This is a genomic window from Xanthomonas sp. WHRI 10204 (assembly GCF_040202875.1).
Classification (GTDB): domain Bacteria; phylum Pseudomonadota; class Gammaproteobacteria; order Xanthomonadales; family Xanthomonadaceae; genus Xanthomonas.
Genome location: NZ_JBEGDW010000001.1, coordinates 2178730 through 2198542 on the forward strand (window position 1 = coordinate 2178730; position 19813 = coordinate 2198542).

The 19813-nt window shown below is 64.5% G+C and carries 8 protein-coding genes and 1 other RNA gene; 2 read left to right on the forward strand and 7 right to left on the reverse strand.

What is annotated here, in order from left to right; translation table 11 throughout:
• Positions 1-419: 419 nt before the first annotated feature.
• Complete coding sequence (locus ABQZ00_RS09545; RefSeq protein WP_323536949.1) at positions 420-10619, reverse strand: autotransporter-associated beta strand repeat-containing protein; 10200 nt, start codon at positions 10617-10619, stop codon at positions 420-422.
• A 730-nt stretch (positions 10620-11349) separates the two neighbouring features.
• On the opposite strand from ABQZ00_RS09545, the gene ABQZ00_RS09550 reads away from it, so the two are divergent.
• On the forward strand, positions 11350-13161 hold the full coding sequence (locus ABQZ00_RS09550; RefSeq protein WP_323537424.1) for an EAL domain-containing protein: 1812 nt from the start codon (positions 11350-11352) through the stop codon (positions 13159-13161).
• 117 nt (positions 13162-13278) lie between these two features.
• On the opposite strand, the gene ABQZ00_RS09555 is transcribed toward ABQZ00_RS09550, so the two are convergent.
• From ABQZ00_RS09555 to ABQZ00_RS09570, 4 genes are all read right to left on the reverse strand, one after another.
• Entirely contained in the window at positions 13279-14199 is a 921-nt protein-coding gene (locus ABQZ00_RS09555) for a M14 family metallopeptidase (RefSeq protein WP_323536948.1), read from the reverse strand.
• Positions 14200-14279: 80 nt separating this feature from the next.
• Positions 14280-14510: a ferritin family protein gene (locus ABQZ00_RS09560; protein ID WP_323536947.1), complete on the reverse strand. Its 231-nt coding sequence runs from the start codon at positions 14508-14510 to the stop codon at positions 14280-14282.
• Positions 14511-14789: a DUF892 family protein gene (locus tag ABQZ00_RS09565; RefSeq protein ID WP_323536946.1), complete on the reverse strand. Its 279-nt coding sequence runs from the start codon at positions 14787-14789 to the stop codon at positions 14511-14513.
• Between the two features lie 430 nt (positions 14790-15219).
• Positions 15220-15477 (reverse strand): KGG domain-containing protein, encoded by a 258-nt coding sequence (locus tag ABQZ00_RS09570; RefSeq protein ID WP_005990975.1) that lies wholly within the window; start codon positions 15475-15477, stop codon positions 15220-15222.
• Between the two features lie 490 nt (positions 15478-15967).
• Here ABQZ00_RS09570 and ABQZ00_RS09575 point away from each other — a divergent pair.
• A non-coding RNA gene (locus tag ABQZ00_RS09575) (sX9 sRNA) lies at positions 15968-16042 on the forward strand.
• Between the two features lie 212 nt (positions 16043-16254).
• Here ABQZ00_RS09575 and cobA read toward each other — a convergent pair.
• Positions 16255-17001 carry a uroporphyrinogen-III C-methyltransferase gene (cobA, locus tag ABQZ00_RS09580; RefSeq protein ID WP_323537423.1) on the reverse strand — a complete coding sequence of 249 codons (747 nt, stop codon included), beginning with the start codon at positions 16999-17001 and terminating at the stop codon, positions 16255-16257.
• A 65-nt stretch (positions 17002-17066) separates the two neighbouring features.
• A complete protein-coding gene (locus ABQZ00_RS09585) occupies positions 17067-19802 on the reverse strand; it encodes a nitrate reductase (protein WP_503064272.1) in 2736 nt (911 codons plus the stop codon).
• Positions 19803-19813: the final 11 nt, after the last annotated feature.

Below are 19813 nucleotides of genomic sequence, written 5' to 3' on the forward strand. Positions count from 1 at the left end.
GCGTAATGCCAGCGACAACGAAGGCCCCGGCATGCCGGGGCCTTCGTGCGTCTGTGCGTGTGGTAGCGCGACTGCCATAGCACGCGTGGCCGTGGGCTTGCACGCTACGAAGGCACTCCAGGAGATGCCACGGCCTGCAGAAAACGCTTGAAAAGCGTTGCTTTCGACCGATTCGGGAATGCGGCAATGCACGCCACCGACGTGATGTGCAGTCGATCCCCGCCCATGCTCACCGGCCGCCCCGCACATGGTTGTCGACGCGCTTGCGCTGGTCGAGACAGAGCGCAAGCCACGAGCAAACCGGTACTGATCGGTTACTTCATCGACGACGACGCGTCGATACGCACCCGGTCAAGCGGATCGGCACACAAAAAAAGCCCCGGCATGCCGGGGCTTTGTCGTTCACTGCGTGGAGCCGATCAGAAACTCCAGCCCCAGGTCACCTGCCCGCCATACGCGGTCTGTCCATCGCCGTTGAGTCCTTGCAACGACAGCGACAGGCGGCTGTTGGGCGAGGTGATCAGGCTGACCCCCAACTCACCGATGGCGGCATTCTTGGCCAGCGTGACGCTTTGCACTGCGAACTCCGCGCCAGTCCCGATGAAGCCCGCCGAACGCTGCACGGCGCGATCGCCGAACGCATGCCGCCAACCCACCGAGGCATACAGCGCGGCTTGCCGACCAAGCTCCCAACGCCCGCGCACACCCAGCGTGCTGGTGGTGAACGTGTCCGTGGCACTGTCGACCGTCAGCCCGGCGATCCCGCCGCGCTCGTCGAATCCATCGGTCTTCAGATGGGTGTAGTCGGCGGCAATGAACGGGCTGTACACCGCATTGCCGGTGCGCAGATTCCACGACGCTTCCACCGACACCGTTACCGCTGTGGCGTCGTATTCGCTGGTGAGCCGTTCTTCAAGCACGCCGGGCAGCATCACCCGACGCGAGCCGTCCACGCTGTAGTCCGCATAATCCACGGCGCCCTGCAGCGAAAACGCGGACCAGTCGGCCTGCCCATACACACCGACGTGCGTGCCATCGATGTCGGCGCGGTCGCCCCACTCGCGCGACCAGCTTTCGATGTCCTGGCTGCCCACCGCAACACCGAGCACGCTGCGCTCGCCGATGCGACGTTCTGCACCGGCCATGATGCCGTTGTCTTCGCGGCGCACCGAAATCGCATTGGCATCGCCATCGACGCGGTTGGGCAGGCTACGCCCGGTAATCCACACCGTGGTGTCGCCAATGCGGGTGTCCTGGCTATCGCCGCGCAGATGGCCGCCGATGCCGCTATTGAGAAAGCGGCTGTCCAGCATGGCGGTCGCGGTGCTGGCATGGCTTTCGCCCGACAGCGACGCGAAGGCGGTGGCGATTGCCTCCGGGTCGTCCGGCAGACGTATCACCGCCTGATACACCGGGCTGGTCACCGGCAGGCCATCGACTGCGCCAGCAGTCGACTGCTGGTTGGGCGTGGTCACCGCATCCACCATGCCAACGGTATTGCGGCCCATCGATATCGACAGCGCCGTTGCAGTGGTGCTGACGTTGGGATCCATAAACGCGTAGTCGGACACGACGTTGGTGAATTGTCCGGTGAGGCCGCCGGCCGCGTTGATCACCGGAATCTCGGTGAACAATGGCAGGTCGACCGCACGCACCAATACCAACGTGCTGCCCGGTGCTAGCGTGGCCGCGCCGCCTACCGTCAAAGGCGTCACCGCACCGCCCGTACCGGGCGTGACCTGCACCGTGGAGCCAGGGCCGATGGTAGCGTTGCCGCCCACACTGATCGTGCCGGTGGTGCCGCCCATGGCCAAGGTGCCGCCGGTCGTGGTCAGGCTGCCGATGCTGCCGCTGCCGGTCAGCGTACCGCCCGGCCCCACCGTCACTGGACCGCCGATGGCAGCGCCCGGGTTGGTCGGGTTGCCCACGCTCAAGGTGCCTGCGGTGATGGTGGTCGGGCCGGTAAAGCCGCTGCTGTTCGCAGTAACCAACAAGGTGCCGACGCCGTCCTTGAGCAGACTGCCGGTGCCCGACAGCGTGCCCGCATAGGTGCCGTTGGCGTTCTGCAGGAACACCAACGCACTGTTGTTTGCGATGTTGCCCTGCAGGCTGTCGGTGTCGCCGATCAAGCTGCCCGCATTGATCGTAGTGCCGCCGAGATACGCGTTGACGCCATCCAGTGTGACCGCACCGCTGCCGTCCTTGATGAGCGCACCACTACCGGTGATGTTGCCGGCAAACGTGCCATCGCCGGCTTGGTCGAACACCAGCACTGCGTCGTTGAGGATGTTGCCTTGCAGGCTGGTGGTAGTGCCTTGCAGTGTGCCGCCGGTAATGGCGGTGCCGCCGCTGTAGGTGTTGGCACGAGCAAGCCTGAGCACGCCGGCACCCCGCTTCACCAAACTACCGGTGCCGCTGACAAGGCCGGTAAATGTGCCATCGGTGGCTTGTTCGAAGACCAGCGTGGCGTTGGTCACCACGTCGCCCTGCAGGCTGGTCGTGGTGCCGATCAAGCTGCCGGCACTCACCAACGTGCCGCCGGTGTAGCTATTGGCACCGGTCAGTTGCAGTGCGCCGGTGCCGGCCTTTTCCAGCGAGCCGGTCCCACTGACCACGCCGGCATACACACCGCCGGTGGTCTGGTTGAACACCAGTGCCGCGTTGTTGACGATATCGCCCTGCACGCTGGTGCTGTCGCCGATCAAGCTGCCGGCGGCAATGGTGGTGCCGCCGCTGTAGCCATTGGCGCCGTTGAGCAATAGCGCCCCGGCGCCGTCCTTGATCACGTTGCCGGTGCCGGTGATCGAGCCGCTAAACACTCCGTTGGCTGCTTGGTTGAAGACGACGGTGGCGTTATCGACAATCGCGCCCTGCAAGCTCGCGCTATCGCCTGCCAGCGTGCCGGCACCGACTGTGGTACCGCCGGTGTAACTGTTGCTGCCGTCCAGCGTCAGCGTGCCGGTGTTGGTCTTGATCAGTGCGCCGCTGCCGCCGATGGCGCCGGCCAGGGTCAGATCGGCCGGGTTGTCGACGGTGAGCGCGGCACCCAGATTGACCGCATTGCCCAACGCGGCAGCAATCGCATTGCTGAGCACCGAATCGCCGGTCACCGACAGCGTGCCGACACCCAGCGCGGTGTTGCTGCCTACCGCCAACGTGCCGGCGTTCAACACGGTGCCGCCCGCGTAGCTGTTGTTGCCGCCGAGCGTGAGCGTGCTGGTGCCGTTCTTGATCAAGCCGCCCGCACCGCTGACCGACCCGGACAAGGTCAGGTCGTTGCTGCCGATGAGATTCAACGCACCATCCAGGATCACTGCATTGCCTACCGCCACTGCCTGGTTGCTATCGAGGCTGGTGCCCGCTGCTGCGGTCAACGCGCCGGTGCCGAGCGCTTGTGCATCGCCCAGCACCAGCGTGCCGCCACCGAGCGAGGTGCCGCCGGTGTAGCTGTTGGCTGCGTCGAGCACCAGCGTGCCGGTATCGAGTTTCTGCAGTGCGCCTGCGCCGCCGATGGCGACATCGATCGTGCCGGTCACGCCGGGGTCGACGCGAATGATGGTGTTGGCGGCATTGGCGCTCAACGCACCGGCACCGCCATCGCTCAGCACATAGCCATCGGTGACGAACTGCATGCCGGTGATGCCCTGGGTGCCCTGCACGCCCACGGTCCCGGCAGTGCCGGCAAACACCGCGAAGCTGTTCTGCCAGGTGTCGTTGGCCAGGCCGTCGATCGATGTCCAGTTGGTGCCGCCGGCCGTCCATGCAGCGGTGCCGCCATCGATGCTGCCGTTGGCAACGGTTTGCGCACCATCCCAGAACTGCACGTTGCTGCCTGGCGCCAACACCACCACGTTAACCTGCTGGGCCAGTGCGGTCTGCAGTGTCAGCTGGGTCGGGTCCACGGTGCCGGGCAGCGTGCCGATGCCCAGGCCGTTGTCGGTCAGCGCACCGCTGTAGTCGATCAGGCGATACACACCGGTGCCGAAGCCGCCGATGTCGGTGATATTGAGCGTGCCATCCAGCGTGAGGTCGCCGTTGACCTGCAGCACCCCCGTCAGACTCGGGATGCCCAGGAATGCATCGAGCGTGGCGTTGGGCGCCATGCTCAAACTGCCGGTGGTCAGCAATGCACCACTGCTCACCACCAGACGGCCGCCATTGTTGACGGTGACCGCCGCATCGACCAGGCCACTGCCGCTCAAGCTGCCGCCCGCGCCAACGCTCAGGCCACCAGCGCTGGCCAGCGTGCCATCCACATCCAGCGCGCCGCCGAGGACCTGCGTGGTGCCGCCCAGCGCGCTGGTGCCAGTGAGCTGCAACGTGCCGGTGCCCACCTTGTCCAGGTTGCCGGCGCCACTCAAGCTGCCGGCAAACGTACTGCCAACGTTGTTGACGCCCAGCTGCAGCGTGTTGCCGCCGAGGATGTCGACCGCACCCAGCCCGGTCACCGCGCCCAGCGCTGCATTGCTGCCCAACGACAGCCCGGCACCCGAGGCGATATCCACCGCGCTGGTGGTGCCCAGGTTGCCGGTGGCAGCGGTGGCCAGCACACCGGCCTGCACCGCCACCGGACCGCTGAAGCTGTTGGCGCCGGACAAGGTCAAGGTGCCCAGCCCGGTTTTGGTGAGCGCACCCGCACCACTGAGCGTGCCGGTCAGTGCCAGATCCGCGGCACTGGCGATGGTCAGATCCGCACCCAGGTTGACGCTGTTGCCCAGCGCCAGTGCGATCGCATTGCTCAAGGTGGAATTACCCAACACCGACAAGCTGCCGACACCCAGAGCGCTGTTGCTACCCACCGCCAACGTGCCGGCATTCAATACCGTGCCGCCCGCGTAGCTGTTGTTGCCGTCGAGCGTAAGCGTTGTGGTGCCGTTCTTGATCAAACTGCCCGCACCGCTGACCGGCCCGGACAAACTCAGGTCGTTGCTGCCGATGAGATTCAGCGCGCCATCCAGGACGACCGCATTACCCACGGCCACTGCCTGGTTGCTATCGAGGCTGGTGCCCGCTGCTGCGGTCAACGCGCCGGTGCCGAGCGCTTGTGCATCACCCAACACCAGCGTGCCGCCACTGAGCGAGGTGCCGCCGGTGTAGCTGTTGGCTGCGTCGAGCACCAGGGTGCCGGTGTCGAGTTTCTGCACGCCACCGATGCCGGAGATGTCTACATCGATTGTGGCTGTGGCGCCGGGGTCGACGCGGATTGCGGTGAGGGGGCTGGTCACCGCCAGCGTGCTCGCACCGGCATCGTTCAGCACGTAGCCATCGCTCGCAAACTGCAGGCCGCCGATGGTTTGCGTGCCCTGCACGACAACCGTGCCGGCAGTGCCGGAGAACACTGCAAAATCGCCCTGCCAGGTGCTGTTGGCGGAGCCGTCCTGGCCAGTCCAGTTGGTGGCAGTGCCCCATACCCCCGAGCCGCCATCGACCGTGCCATTGGCGGTGGTCTGCACGCCGTCCCAGAACTGCACGATGCTGCCCGGTGCCGCGACCACCAGGTTGATCTGCTGGCCGATCGCGGTCTGCAATGCCAATTGGCTGATATCGACGCTACCGGGAATGCTGCCGAACAGCACACCGCTGTTGGTCAGCACACCGGTGTAGTCGATCAACCTATACACACCGGAACCGAAGCCGCCAATGTCGATGACATTGAGTGTGCCGTCCAGGGTGAGATTACCGTTGACCGCAAGCAGGCGCGTAGTGCTCGGCGCCGCAAGCGACACGTCCATCACCGCGCCCGGTGCCAACGTCAGCCCGCCCATGCTGAGCGACGCACCGCTGCTCAATGCCAGACGGCCGCCATTGCCGATGGTCACATCGCTACCGATGCTGCCGCTGGGGCCGGTACCAGTGAGCGTGCCGCCAGTTGCCACGTTCAACGCGCTCGTACCCAGGCTGCCCACCACGTCCAGGACGCCGCCGCTCACCTGCGTGGCGCCGCCGATCAGGCTGGTGCCGAGCAGGTTCACGGTGCCCGGGCCGACCTTGTCCAGATTGCCGCCACCGCCCAGGCTGCCGGCGAAGTTGCCGCTGCCCAGCTGCAAGGTGGCGCCGGCATCGGTATCGACGTTCCCCGCACCGGTGAGTGCATTGATCAGGCCACCGTTGGTCAGGTTCAACACCGCACCGGCTGCCACATCCACGTTACTGGCATTGCCAAGCGATGCAGCCGTGCTGGCCACCACGGTGCCAGCCTGGATCGCCAGCGGGCCGGTATAGGTATTGCTGCCGCTCAGCGTCAAGGTGCCGAGGCCGGTTTTGGTCAGCGCGCCCGCGCCACTGATGGTGCCGCTGGCCAGCATGTCCGCCGTGTTGTCGACGGTGAGCGCTGCAGCCAGATCGATGCCATTGCTCAAGGCCACCGCGATGGCGTTGCTCAGCACCGAATCGCCAGTGACCGACAAGCTGCCGGTGCCGAGTGCGTTATCGGCCCCCACCGCAATCGTGCCGGCGTTGAGCGTGGTGCCGCCGCTGTAGGTGTTGCTGCCATTGAGCGACACGGTGGTGGTGCCGTTCTTGACCAGACTCCCGGTGCCGCTGATGGTGCCGTTCAAGCCCAGGTCGTTGCTGCCGATCAGCGAAAGCTGGCTGTTCAATTGCACGCTATTGCCGACAGCCAGCGCAGTATTGGCATCCAGTTCGGTTGCGCCACTGACCACCAGGCCGCCCACGCCCAAGGCTGCAGCGTTGCCAAGCACCAGGCGGCCGGCGTCCAGCGTGACGCCGCCACTGAAGGTGTTAGCGTTGCCCAAGGTCAATGTTGTCGTGCCTTGTTTAGCGAGACTACCGGCGCCGCTGATCACACCGTCCAGCGTGATGTCCTGCGTGCCGGGCAGCGTCAATGCGCCGTTCAAGGCAAGTGCATTGGCCAGCGTCACCGCCGTGGTGGCATCGAGCGTTGTGCCGCCCGCAGCGGTGAGCGTGCCGAAACCCAAGGCGGTGTTGCTGCCAACCACCAACCCGCCGGATTGCAGCTGCAACCCGCCACTCCAGGTGTTGTTGCCGGTGAGCGTGAGCGTCTGCGTGCCGCTCTTGATCAGGCTTCCCGCACCATCGATCACACCAGTGAGCGTGAGCGCCTGGCCGTCGATGCCGAGCGCGCCATTCACCGTGACGGCATTCTGCAAGGTCGCGGCGATAGCGGCGCTGAGCAGCGTGCCATCGGCCGCGATGAGCGCGCCGCTTCCAAGCGCCGTGTCACTGCCGACGATCAACGAACCGGCATTCAACAGCGTGCCGCCGGCATAGCCATTGTTGCCGGTCAGCGTCAACGCTCCAGTGCCCTGTTTGATCAGGCTGCCCGCACCGCTCACCGTGCCGGTCAAGTCCAGCGCGTTGTTGCCGGTCAGCGACAGCGCACCGTTCAACACGACGTCATTGCCCACTGTCGCTGCAGTGGTCGCCTGCAATTGCGTGCCGTTGGCAGCGGTCAACACGCCGCTTCCCAATGCCGCCCCGCTGTCGATCAGCAAGGCGCCTGCATTGAGATCCACGCCACCGGCAAAGGTGTTGGCGCCGGTCAGCGTCAGCGACGCACCGCCGTTCTTCACCAGACCGCCGGCACCGCTGACGCCGCCATTGAGCGCCAGGTCCTGGCTGCCGCCAAGCTGCAGATCGGCATTCAGCACGACGTTGTTGGCGAGCACGCGTGCAGCGGTGCTATCGAGCAGGCCGCCGGCAACGGTGAGGCTGCCTGTGCCCAGTGCGGCATCGCTGCCCAGCACCAGGCTGCCCGCAGTCAGCAGCGTGCCGCCGGTGTAGGTGTTGTTTCCCGCCAGGGTCAGGCTGGCGGGGCCGAGTTTGTCCAGGCTTCCGACACCGCTGATGCCGCCATTGAGCGTCAGCGCGTTGCTGCCGCCGATGCTGACCAAACCCGTCAGCGCGATGGCGTTGGCAAGCGTGCTTACCGCGACGTTATCCAGCGTAGTGCCGGCTGCGGCGGTCAATGCGCCCACACCCAACGCTGTGTCGCTGCCAACGACAAGCCTGCCCGCGCTCAGCGATGTGCCACCGGTATAGAGGTTGTTGCCAGTGAGGGTGAGATCGCCGCTCCCGGATTTGACCAGGCCGCCGGCACCGCTGATGCCGCCACCCAGCGTCAGCGCCTGCGTGCCATTGAGCGTCAATGCATTGGTGTTCAATGCGATTGCATTGGTCAACGTGGTGGACGTGGTGCCCTGCAGATTGGCGTTGCCGGTCAAGCTCAGCGCACCAGTGCCGAGCGCACCGTTATTGGTCACCTGCAAGGTGCCGCCGGCAAGCGTGGTGCCACCGCTGTAGGTGTTCAAACCACCCAAGGTGAGCGTGCCGGTGCCGAGCTTGCTCAACGCACCGGTGCCGCTGATCGCACCACTCAAATTCAGCGCGGTGCCATTGCTGGCCACGCCCAGCGTGCCGGTGAGCGCAAGCGCATTACCCAGCGTCGCCGCAGTGCTTGCATCAAGCACACCGCCGCTGGCGGTCAAGGTCCCCGTGCCCAGCGCAGCATTGGAGCCGACCACCAGGCGCCCGGTGCTCAGCGTGGTGCCACCGGTATAGCCATTGATATTGGTCAGCGTGAGATCGCCGGCACCGCTCTTGATCAGGCTGCCGCTGCCGTTGATGGCGCCGCCAAGGGTGAGCGCCTGCGCGCCGGTCCAACTCAATGGCCCGGAAAGATTGACCGCATTGGTTACCGCCAACGGTGCGCTGGTGCTGAGACTGGAGGCGCCGGTGACATTCAACGCGCCGGTGCCCAGTGCGGACGCAGTCCCCAATTGCAGGGTGCCGGCTGCCAGCGTTGTGCCGCCGCTATAGGTGTTGGCGCCGTTGAGCGCCAGCGTGCCGGTGCCGGTCTTGTTGAGACCGCCGGTGCCGGCAAGCGCACCGGTCAAGGTGAGTGCATTGCCGCTGGCACCCAGGCCCAGCGTGGTGTTGAGCGCAAACGCATTGCTCAAGGTCAACGGTGCAGTGGTGTCCAGCAGACCGCCTGCTGCAGTGACGGTGCCGGTGCCAAGCGCGCCGGAGGTTTCCAGCACCGTGCTGCCCGCGCTCAGCGTGGTGCCGCCGGAATAGGTATTGGCGCCGCCAAGCGTGAGCGTGCCGGTGCCGGTCTTGTTGAGTGCACCGGCTCCGCTGACTACACCGCCAAGCCGCACGGCATTGGTCCCGCCAATGCCCAGGTTGCTGTTCAATACAAAGGCGTTGCCCAGGTTGAGTGCGGCACCGGCCAGCAGGCTGCCGCCGGACGCTGTGACGGTACCTGTTCCCAAGGCGGCGCTATTGCCCGCGGTCAGCGCGCCGCCACTCAGGTTGACGCCACCGCTGAAGGTATTGGCGCCGGTCAGATTCAATCCGCCGGTACCGGCCTTGGTTAGCGCCCCCGTGCCTGTCAGCGTGCTGCCGATGGTCAGCGCATTGGTGCCCTGCACCGTCAAACCGCCCGCCGCGATCGCAATACCGCCGGCCGGTGCCAGCGTCAAGCCGGCAGCGGTGGCTTCGAGCGTGCCGCCGTTGGCGGTGATCGCCGTGCCCAACTGCGCGGGTATCGCAAATTGCAGGACACCGCCATTGAGTGCGCTGCTGCCAAAGTTGCTTGCGCCGCCCAGCGTCCAGGTCCCGCTGTTGACGCGCAGACTGCCGAAATTGATGTACTGATCGGTGCTTGCCGCGCCGACACCGGTAATGCCGCTACCGGTTCCTGTCGCGGAATTCTGCAGGATCAGCGTGTTGGTTCCGCCCGCACCGCCATCCACCACCCCTGTGCGTGCAAAGCTCAGCAAACCGCCTGGACCAAGCAATTCCAGTCCGAGTCCGCCAGCGCTGTTGATGCTTCCGCCCGTCACTGCGGTGAAGGTATTGGTGCTGTTGGCACCCATCGACACGCTGCCGTTGATGGTGCCGGAATTGACGAAGCTGTTGCCGGTAGCCGAGCTCTGAAAGCCGACGCGTCCATCGATGGTGCCGGTATTGACCGCATTGACGGTGCCGCCGCCACTGACCGCGATCACCGGCGTGTCGGCACCTAGTATCGAGAGATTGAGCAACGTCCGGCTGCTGATCAAGCCGGCATTGTTGATCTGCACGACGCCATTGCTGGCGGAGGTCAGGCCCAACGCCATTCCATCGAGATTGAGCAGATTGGCGCCCAGCAACCCGCCGGTCCCGTAGATGGTGCCGCCGGACAGATTGTTGGCAATCACCGATGTCGAACTTGCGTTGCCCATGGTAACGCCGGTACTCAACACCGACAGCAGACCCAGCACGGACGGGTCGATGGTGCCGCTGTTGTTGAGCGTTGCATTGGTGCCACCGAGCGCGATGGCGGTACCGCCCAGCAAACCGGCCGTCATCTGCGTGCTTGCCGCAACGTTGACGGTCAGATTATTCGCGTTACTCGAAAAAGCATTGCTGACGATCGGCAGACCGGTGCAGGTGACGGTTGCGCCGGCAGTCGGCAATGCGGGGGTGCACGCACCCCAGGCCAATGCGGGAGCGGCGGCCCCCACCGCCAGAACCACCAAGCTGGGCAGTGCACGGCGCGTCGCTCCGGGCTTACGTCGACGCCGCACCAGTTCATGCGTCACGACCCAATTGCCAATGGCTGCGTTCCAGACCAGCGCAAATGCACGATTCATTTTGATTCCCCTGATTGCCGCGCGATAGATCAGCGCGCACACATGCGCGCCTTCAAAAGACGGAAGTGGATTAAAGATTCGGTGGATTTAAAGCGTGACTCGCTTCAACCCGCTCGCTCAAGAATGAGAGTGGTTAATACCAATCCCTGGTAAACACGTTGCCAAATTAATAGGCGAATCGCCTCAATTGAACTGTGCGGAGTATCACTAACCACGCACTCGCGCGTTACACGGGCATAAACTATCGACGTGTTTACTTGTGCCCGCTTCAAACGCTTGAACGGCCGCCTTTAATGCAGCCATAGCCTTGCCAGACGGGCGAAACAGCTAAAATCAAGACGTATTTCACGGTGATCCATGCCAATGCATTGGTTGAGTCCGAATCACCGAGCCAGCCAATACGCATTACACCGCGTGATAGCGGTCCGAACCTTATGAATAGAAGAGACCGCGAATATGTCGTGTTGCGAAAGGACGGAATCACTGCCAAATGGTCTACCTGAGTCCGGTTGGATCGATATAACCAATCCACTCTCGACGCCGGTCGGTGGAATGCGGTATTTGTAGAGGCCAGTCCAAAGTGAAACGAGCAGCCGTTATCGATTATTTGTTATGTCCGCTTACGGGAGTACACGCTATTGCGCGAAGGATTCGAGCGTGATGGCAGCATCACGCCCCCGGCTCATCACCCATTGGTGACCTCGAATTGTTTCTAGTGGCCCTGCAGTGTGTGATCTTCAACACGGAACCTGACGACATGACGCTTGCTTCGGCAGACAAAACACAGGAACGCCACTTCGATTGGTCCGGGGTGCCAATCGATCTCGGCGGGATGGAGCCGCTCGAACAGATCGCTCGCCTGCTGTGCCATGCGCTGGTCGCACCAGCGGCGGCGTTGACCATTACCGAAGCCGGCCGCATGCGGGTGCTGGCGGCGCGCGGGATCAGCACCACCCAGGTCGAACAAGCCATCGCGCTGTGTCAACGCGCACCGGCCGCTGCCAATGGTGTGACGGAGTTGATCGAAGGCGCCGCACTCGCGCCGATTCAATTGGGCGATGCGGCGTTTCCCGGGCTGCCTGCACGCTTTATTGCGTGCGTGCCGGTCGGTGCGCCGCAGGCCGGCATCACCGGCACGTTATGCGTGATCGACACGCGCGAGCGCCGCCTCGCCAGCCAGGAACATCAGCAGCTGCTGATGTTTGCCAATGTGACGGCAGCGCAGCTGGAGCTGCAATTCGGCGCGGGCCGGCGTGAGCCGCACAGCGGCCTGCTCAACACGCGTCAGCTGCAATCGGATCTGGATGCCCTCGCCTTCGGCAGCCACAGCGTGCCGACCATTGCAGCTTTTATCGAGGTCTACGACACGCAGGCGGCCAACGAGGCGCGCCAGGCCCTGGGCATGCAGCCGCTGGAAGAGCTGATCCGTCACGCCAGCTATGTGCTGACCCGCGCCCTGCGCGGCAAGGCCACCGTCTATCACGTTGCGTCGATGCGTTTTGCGTTTTTTCTGCTCAACTCGGCGCCCGACGAGATGGAAGACCTGCTGCTGGATTTGCGCGACATGCTGCAAAAGCCGTTCGATGCCGCCGGGGTGCCGATGTCGCTGACCTTCCATGCCGGCGTGGTGCGCTTTGCACCGCAACAACCTGATACCAACGATGTGATGCGCAAGGGGCTGGTGTCGCTGGGCGATGCCATCGGCAACAATGCCGTGGTGTGCTGGTATAGCGCCTCGCAGGACGATGCCATCCAGCGCTCGTATCGGTTGGCGCTGGATGCGGAAAAAGCGCTGGAAGCCGGCGATTTCCGGTTGGTGTTCCAGCCGCGTATCGATCTGGAAGATCTGTCGGTCGTCGGGTTCGAGGCACTGCTGCGCTGGCAGCATGCCAGCCTGGGGCCGATCGGTCCGGACGAATTCATTCCGTTGTTCGAAAAGACCGCACTGATGTGCACAGTCACCAACTGGGTGATCGAAAGCGCATTGCTGCAGTTGGCGCAATGGCGAGCGCAAGGCCTGGATTTTTCCATCTCGATCAATCTGTCGTCGCGCGATTTCGGCAACATCAATCTGGCAGCCGACGTGATCAATCGCTGCAAGGACCTGGCCATTCCGACCACGCGGGTCGAGCTGGAAATCACCGAAGGCCGCTGGTTGCGCAGTAATGTGGAAGCCGTCCCGCGGCTGCGCGCCCTGCGCGATGCCGGCGTCAGCGTGGCCATCGACGACTTTGGTACCGGCTACAGCAATTTCGGGTATCTCACCGAGTTGCCGGTCAACGTGCTCAAGCTGGACCGCTCGCTGGTCACCGGCATTGCCAACAAGGCCGGCATGCAGATGCGCGCAGAAGCAGTGGTGCGACTGGCCAGCGCGCTGGGCTATCGCACCGTTGCCGAAGGCATCGAGCATGCCGACGAGATTGCGTTGCTGCGCAGCTGGGGCTGCGATGAGGCGCAGGGATATCTACTGTCCAGGCCGATGGAGGCGCAGCTGGTGGCGGCCTATGTGCAGGACGCCAGGGTGCAGCAACGCCTGCCTTAAGCAAAAGCCGCGTGATTGCGCTGGATTACATGCCAGTCGGCACCGCTTGCTCGCCTGCAGCACGCTGGCGGCTGAAGCGCGTCGCAAGCCCGCGCTCACGCTGCTGCCTAAGTGTCTTCATCCTTCCGAGAGTGCGTAATCCAGTGCCGCACAAATCGCCGCGACCTGTGCGGCGTTGCACTGCTGCGGCGTGGCGCGGGGGCTGTCCGGGTACACCTCGGTGGTGGTGCGATAGCGCGCAGCGGTGACGCCGGCACACAGGCCCAGGCGTCGCACCGGGTAGTTGATCACCCCATGACCCGTAACCGGCGCACCGATGATCTGCCCCTGCGCATCGGCTGGCGCGATATGCGTGACCTGCTCCACTGCCGCGATCACCGCCTGCTGAAATGCGGTCTGCGGGTCTTCGCTATCGCCCACCAGGTAGAACCCGTCCGGAATGCTGCCAGGCACGAACGGTACGCCATCGCGTGCCGCCAGCGCGGGACGGAACTCGCTCTCATCGCTGTCGGTGGTTTCGTGCAGGTCGATATGCACCAGCATCGTGCCAGCGGTTGCGGCGACCAGTTGCATCAAACCCGCCGACTCTGCAGCCGGACTGTTGTCGCGGAATGAGCGATTCGGGTCGACCGCGTCGGCGTTCCAGCGCTGGATGCGCTCATAGCCCCAGGGATTGACGCATGGCGCCACCAGCAGATTGATCCTGCCCACATACTCTGCGGCGCGTTGCTGCAGAAATAGCAGCGCGCCTTGCACGCCACTGGTCTCGTAGCCGTGCACGCCACCGGTGACGAGTGCGCACGGCAGCTTGTCGTCCCACGCGGCACTGCGCAATGCCAGCAGCGGGTACTGCATGGAATCCGCCACGATGCTGCCGTAGTGCACGCGTTGGTAGCGCTCATCCAGTGCATCGATGACCTGCACCACCTCGGCGGCGTAACTGCGTTGCACCACTTGTTGCGCGCGCCATGCGCTGCGTTCGCCATCGCCCCATGCCTGGCCAGGAGTACCGATCGGATAATCGAGATGCGTTGTCATGATCGAGCCGGGTTGCCAAAGAGCGTCCAAGGGTAAGCGCTCGCCGCGCAGAAAGAAAAAGCCCGCATTTTTTAAGATGCCTAGGGCATCAGCGCTGGCGGCCACTGTGTGGCAGTCACGTGTGAGATGGCATCGCGAACCAAGCACTCTTCGATCAGCGCGGGCAGAAGTGCAAGCAGCCAGTCGGCAATAGCCTGGTCCTGGTCCTGCGGCAGAGTCTGCCAGCAGACACTCTGTGCCTGGGCATCGCGCATGGTCTTGGCTGCACTTGGTAACGCGGTGGGCGCGGCGATCTCCAGGTTCTTGAGCAACTAGCTGGCCAGTGCGTCCTCGACGACCTCATCGAAGGTCGTCACACCCCATGGCTGGGTTGAACGCAGCCCTGTTGCCCATGGAGTTCTTGACCGCCGATGGCGATCCGTCAAGCGTTCGATGCACGATCCCACTAGGTATTGCTGGCCGCGAGGTTGCTCAAGATGCTGCTCGATGCGCGCCTTGAGTTGCCGCTCTTGCTCGATGCGCCCGGCCTGGGCCTTGCGCAGCGGTCCGGCCTGCCGCTTCGTTGCCCACGCGTCGCGCAACCATTGCATAGCGCTATCGCATCTGCGCTCTCGACCAAGCATGCGGGCGCGTTGTCGGTCTTGTGATTCGCTGCCAAGACCGTTCTGAGCACTCGCCTCATCACGTTGCAGATTCTGCAAGGTCTGCAAATTCTGCAGACGCCAGACTGTTTGATCACCAGAGGCGGAAAATTTGCACTGCAATCGATGGCGAGCACGTGCAGGTCTGCAAAAATTTCCGGGGCGCTTGTAATGCGTTTTGCATCAATCAGTTATGGAATTGGGAGCGCAAGCATTGCAGCGATGGCGTGTGCCGATGTCATTTGCGTGCAATCGATTGCTTGTCGGCGTGCGCGCTTGGTGGGCTTGCGCCCTAAAAAAGCAGGCCCTGCGCCGTGACGGCGCAGGGCCTGCATCCCCTGAATCAATGACGGCACGCTATTGCATGCCCAACCGTTGACTACGCGGATTCTTCCTGCGGCTTGGCCTGCTTGGACCGCCCGCCCTTGCTGCCAATACGCGACATATGATCGCGATCGCGGCTCACGGCCTGGCCACCCTTACGACCGGCTTCGCGTGCCTCGTCGCTGGTGAATTCGTGCGCATTACCGCTGGCGTGTGCAGCCTTGCCACCGCTGCTGGCCAGCACGCGACGCTTCTCCGGGTCCAATGCGGCAAAGCCACGCCGGCTACGAGTACTGTTCTGTCCGTCTTCCACTGTGCCTCCTCTCGATGCATCGGGTACGTCATTCGGTGAGGGGCTTAACGCAACATTCGTGCCAACCCAAAACACAGGCCAAATGGGGGCAGACGAGCACATGCAGGAAAAAACGGCTGCGCTCGCTGCGCAAATCTTGCACACCTCACGCGCCTGGAACCGCCGCATCACACTGCAGGATGGGTAGCGCTACCAAAAATGACGAAACAGATGTCGCCAAAGGCAGATCATGGCGACAGCGCGCACCCGCGTACCGACGGACGAGCGTCCACGACGGGAGCCACGATTCGGATCAGCGTGGTCTGCGCTACATCCTGCCGTGTCGGATGGTTGGTTCACCCCGCACTGCAGGGACTGACAGAACGAGCCGTCGTCAGTTGCGCGCAGCCGGCACGCAGGATCGGCTTGAGTGCGTAGTGCCGGCTCTAAGCGCAGCTGACAAAACGATTGTGCCGCCGCCAGGCGGGCGCGGCCGGTGCGAGGAATCGGCATGTACCACACGCACCTTCGGTTCTGAGTGCGCCGTCCACACCTACCTGACGACTGCTCGCTGAGGTTTTCAGCCGCTCCAAACCGCCTCAGCGCGTCCGATGGCCGCTGAGTGTTGTGCCTTCAAGCTGGGGGACCGGTCAGCGATGAGCGCTCAAAACCACACACACCCAGCATCGGCGGATCAGGCTGCTTGAGCAAAATCGCTCGCGTCGTCCTGCAATTAGAACGTGCGCACGCTAGACAGCATGCGCATCAGGCAGTGCGCCATGACGCGCCGCGCAGCGCTTACCCCACTGCCTGTTGCAGTACCGCACCGAAGCGATCGTCGCAGGCCACCGACGCTTCGGACAATGCATCGCCCACCAGCAGCAGGGTCGGCAGACCGGGCAACAGCGCTGCCGCGGCATTGGCCAGGTCGCCCAGTGTGGTCAGCCTGCGCTGCTGCTCCGGCCGCGTGGCCGCCTGCACGATGGCGGCCGGCGTGCTGGCCGGCAGATGCGCAAGCAATGCCGTCGCCAGCGCGTCTGCACGGCGCAACCCCATGTAGATGCCGAGCGTTGTGCCGCTGGCCGCCAGCGCACCCCAGTTCGGCTCACCATGGTCGTGCGTGTGCGCGGTGACAAACGTAATGCCATGGCAATGGCTGCGATGTGTCAATGACACTTCCAGCGACGCTGCGGCGGCAAACGCGGCGCTGACGCCATTGATCACCTGCACGCCCACGCCGGCGCGTCGCAGAAAACCGATTTCTTCGCCCGCACGACCGAACAACAACGCATCGCCGCCTTTGACGCGCACGACGCGCAAGCCCTGCAACGCATAACGCCGCATCAGCCGGCAGATGAACTCCTGCGGCGTGGAGCGGCAACCACCGCGCTTGCCCACGCGGATCACGCGCGCCTGCGGTGCCAGCGTGACGATGTCGGGGTTGGCCAGGTCGTCGAGCAGCAGCACCTGGGCCACTGCCAGCGCCTTGACCGCCTTGATGGTGAGCAGCTCCAGATCGCCGGGACCGGCCGACAACAACACCACATCACGCGCGCAGGAAGGTGTGACTGACATGAGAGATCTCGCAGTGTGTGGAGGGATGAGGTGCATCAGGCCAGCCGCGGTTGGCGGCACAGCCGGGTCAGTTGCGGAACGCAGGAACCGCAGACGGTGCCGCAGCCCAGGCGTTGCTTGAGCTGCGCCACGTCGGCGCCATCGTCGATGGCCGCATGAATCGCGGCGGCCGACACCTGCATGCAGGTACACACGATCGGGTCGCTGGGCGCGGAAGGCGTCGGTGCGAACACGGCCAGCCGTGCACCCCGCCAAGGCTTGCCGGCCAAGGCGACCGTCAGCAGCGACTGATTGGCATCGCTGGGGTATGCGGCAGTCAGCAGCAGGCCATCGATATGGCTCTGCCCGTCCTGTGTGCGCCAGCCAACGCGGCGCATCAATCCGCGGCGCAGATCGCGGTACTCCAGAACGTCGGCGCCGGCCGGCAACTGCAGCGCAGCCACCAGACGATCGATCCAGGCAGGATCGGGCGCGCGCTCGCAGGCCGCATGCAGCACCGCCCACTGCCCACTGGCATCGGCCAAGGGTTCAGCATGCAGACGCAAGCTCGCGTAGCCGCACTCGCGCAGCAGCGGTTGCAGTGCCTGCTGCAATGCCAACGCATCACCGCGGCGTGCCGCCAGCAGATGCCAGCCGAACGCCGCCTTCTCCACGCGGACTGCCGCGTGTTTGAGCTCGGGCTGTTGCGAGCGCGCATCCACCGCCGAGGTGCTGACCTCGTTGATGCCGCCGCTGGACAGCGTCTGCCCGCTCCAGTGCATTGCAGCGAAAACCGTGCCGGAGCGCAGTTCGTCCGACAACTCCAGCGGCAGCACCAATGCACCGCGCTTGCTGGCCACCTGTACCAACTCGCCAGCCACCAACCCGCGGCGTACGGCATCGTCCGGGTGCATGCGCAAGGACGGTTCCGGGCTGTGCGCATAGGCCGCGGCTACGCGCCCGGTGCGCGACATGCCATGCCATTGGTCGCGCAGGCGACCGGTGAGCAGGCGCATCGGAAAGCGCGCCGAGGTGGCTTCTGCCACCTTGCGATACGGCGTTGCATGAAACCGCGCACGGCCATCGGCAGTGGCGAACACTCCATCGGTGTAGCGCCGTGCCTGCCCTTGCGTCGCCCCTGCAGGAAACGGCCATTGCTGCGGGCCATTGTCCAGCACTGCGTAATCCAGGCCACCGATGTCCAGGTCGCGCCCTACCGTCAGCGCACGATGCTCGTCGAAGACCTCTGCGGTACTGTCGAATGCAAACAGGCCGGCGCCTGTGGCGGGCGCCAGCAGCGCCTCCAGTCGACGCGCAACTTCGTTGGCAATCCACCAATCGGCACGCGCTTGCCCCGGCGCTTCCACTGCCTTGCGCACGCGGGTGATGCGGCGTTCGGAGTTGGTCACCGTGCCGTCCTTCTCGCCCCAGCTGGCCGCCGGCAGCAAGACGTCGGCATAAGGCACGGTGTCGGTGCCGGAGAAGGCATCCTGCACGATCACCAGTTCGGCCTGTTCCAGCGCGGCGCGAATGCCGGCCACTTCCGGCATCGAATGCACGGGGTTGGTACAGACGATCCACACTGCCTTCAAGGTGCCGGCGCGCAGGCGCTCGAACAACTCCACCGCCGGCGTGCCGGGATTCGGCGAGATGCGCCCCGCCGGCACGCCCCAGAGCTGCTCCACTTCGGCACGATGCTCCGCATTGCCAATCTCGCGGTGCGCCGCCAGCATCGTCGCCATGCCGCCTACTTCGCGCCCGCCCATCGCATTGGGCTGGCCGGTCAGCGAAAACGGCCCAGCGCCCGGCTTGCCGATCTGACCGGTGGCCAGATGCAGATTGATCAACGCAAGATTCTTGTCGGTGCCGTGCGCCGACTGATTCAAGCCCATGCAATACAGCGACAGCGCCGCCGGGCTGCGCCCGAACCACTCGGCCGCCTGCACCAGGTCCTCGTGCGAGATTCCGCAGATCTCGGCGCTCATGCGCGGGGTGTACTCGCGCAACATCCGCTTGAGGGCATCGAACTCCTGCGTGCTCGCCGCAACGAAACGCGCATCCACCAGACCCTCCCAGATCAGGTGATGCAGCATGCCGTTGAACAAGGCGACGTCGGTACCGGGTTCGATTGCAAGGTGCAGGTCGGCCATGGCCGCGGTATCGGTGCGCCGCGGATCGATCACGATCCAGCGAATGTCCGGGTTGCGTGCGCGCGCGTCTTCGAGCCGGCGAAACAGCACCGGATGCGCATACGCCATGTTGCTGCCGGCAAACAGCACCGTGTGCGCCAGCTCCAGATCTTCATAGCAGGTGGGCGGGCCATCGGCACCGAGCGCAAGCTTGTACCCGGTGACCGCGCTGGACATGCACAGGCGCGAATTGGTATCGATGTTGTTGGTGCCGAGCAGGCCCTTGGCCAGCTTGTTGAAGACGTAATAGTCCTCGGTAAGCAGCTGCCCGGACAGATAGAACGCCACCGAATCCGGGCCATGTTCCTTGACGATGGCGGCCAGCTTGCTGCTGACATGCTGCAGGGCCTGATCCCAGCTCACCGGCGCACGCGGCGCCTGCCGATGCCGGCGCAACTCCGGCGCAAGCACACGCCCCTGCGTGCTTGCAACGGTCTGCGGCAACGCCAGACCCTTGCTGCACAGACGGCCGTGATTGGCCGGATGCAGCGGGTCGCCTTCGATGCCAACGATGCGCTCGCCATCGGCGTCGTGCTCGCTGTGGATCAGCACGCCGCAACCCACACCGCAGTAGCAACAGGTCGAACGCGTGATGCGATGCATCGGCGCTGCCA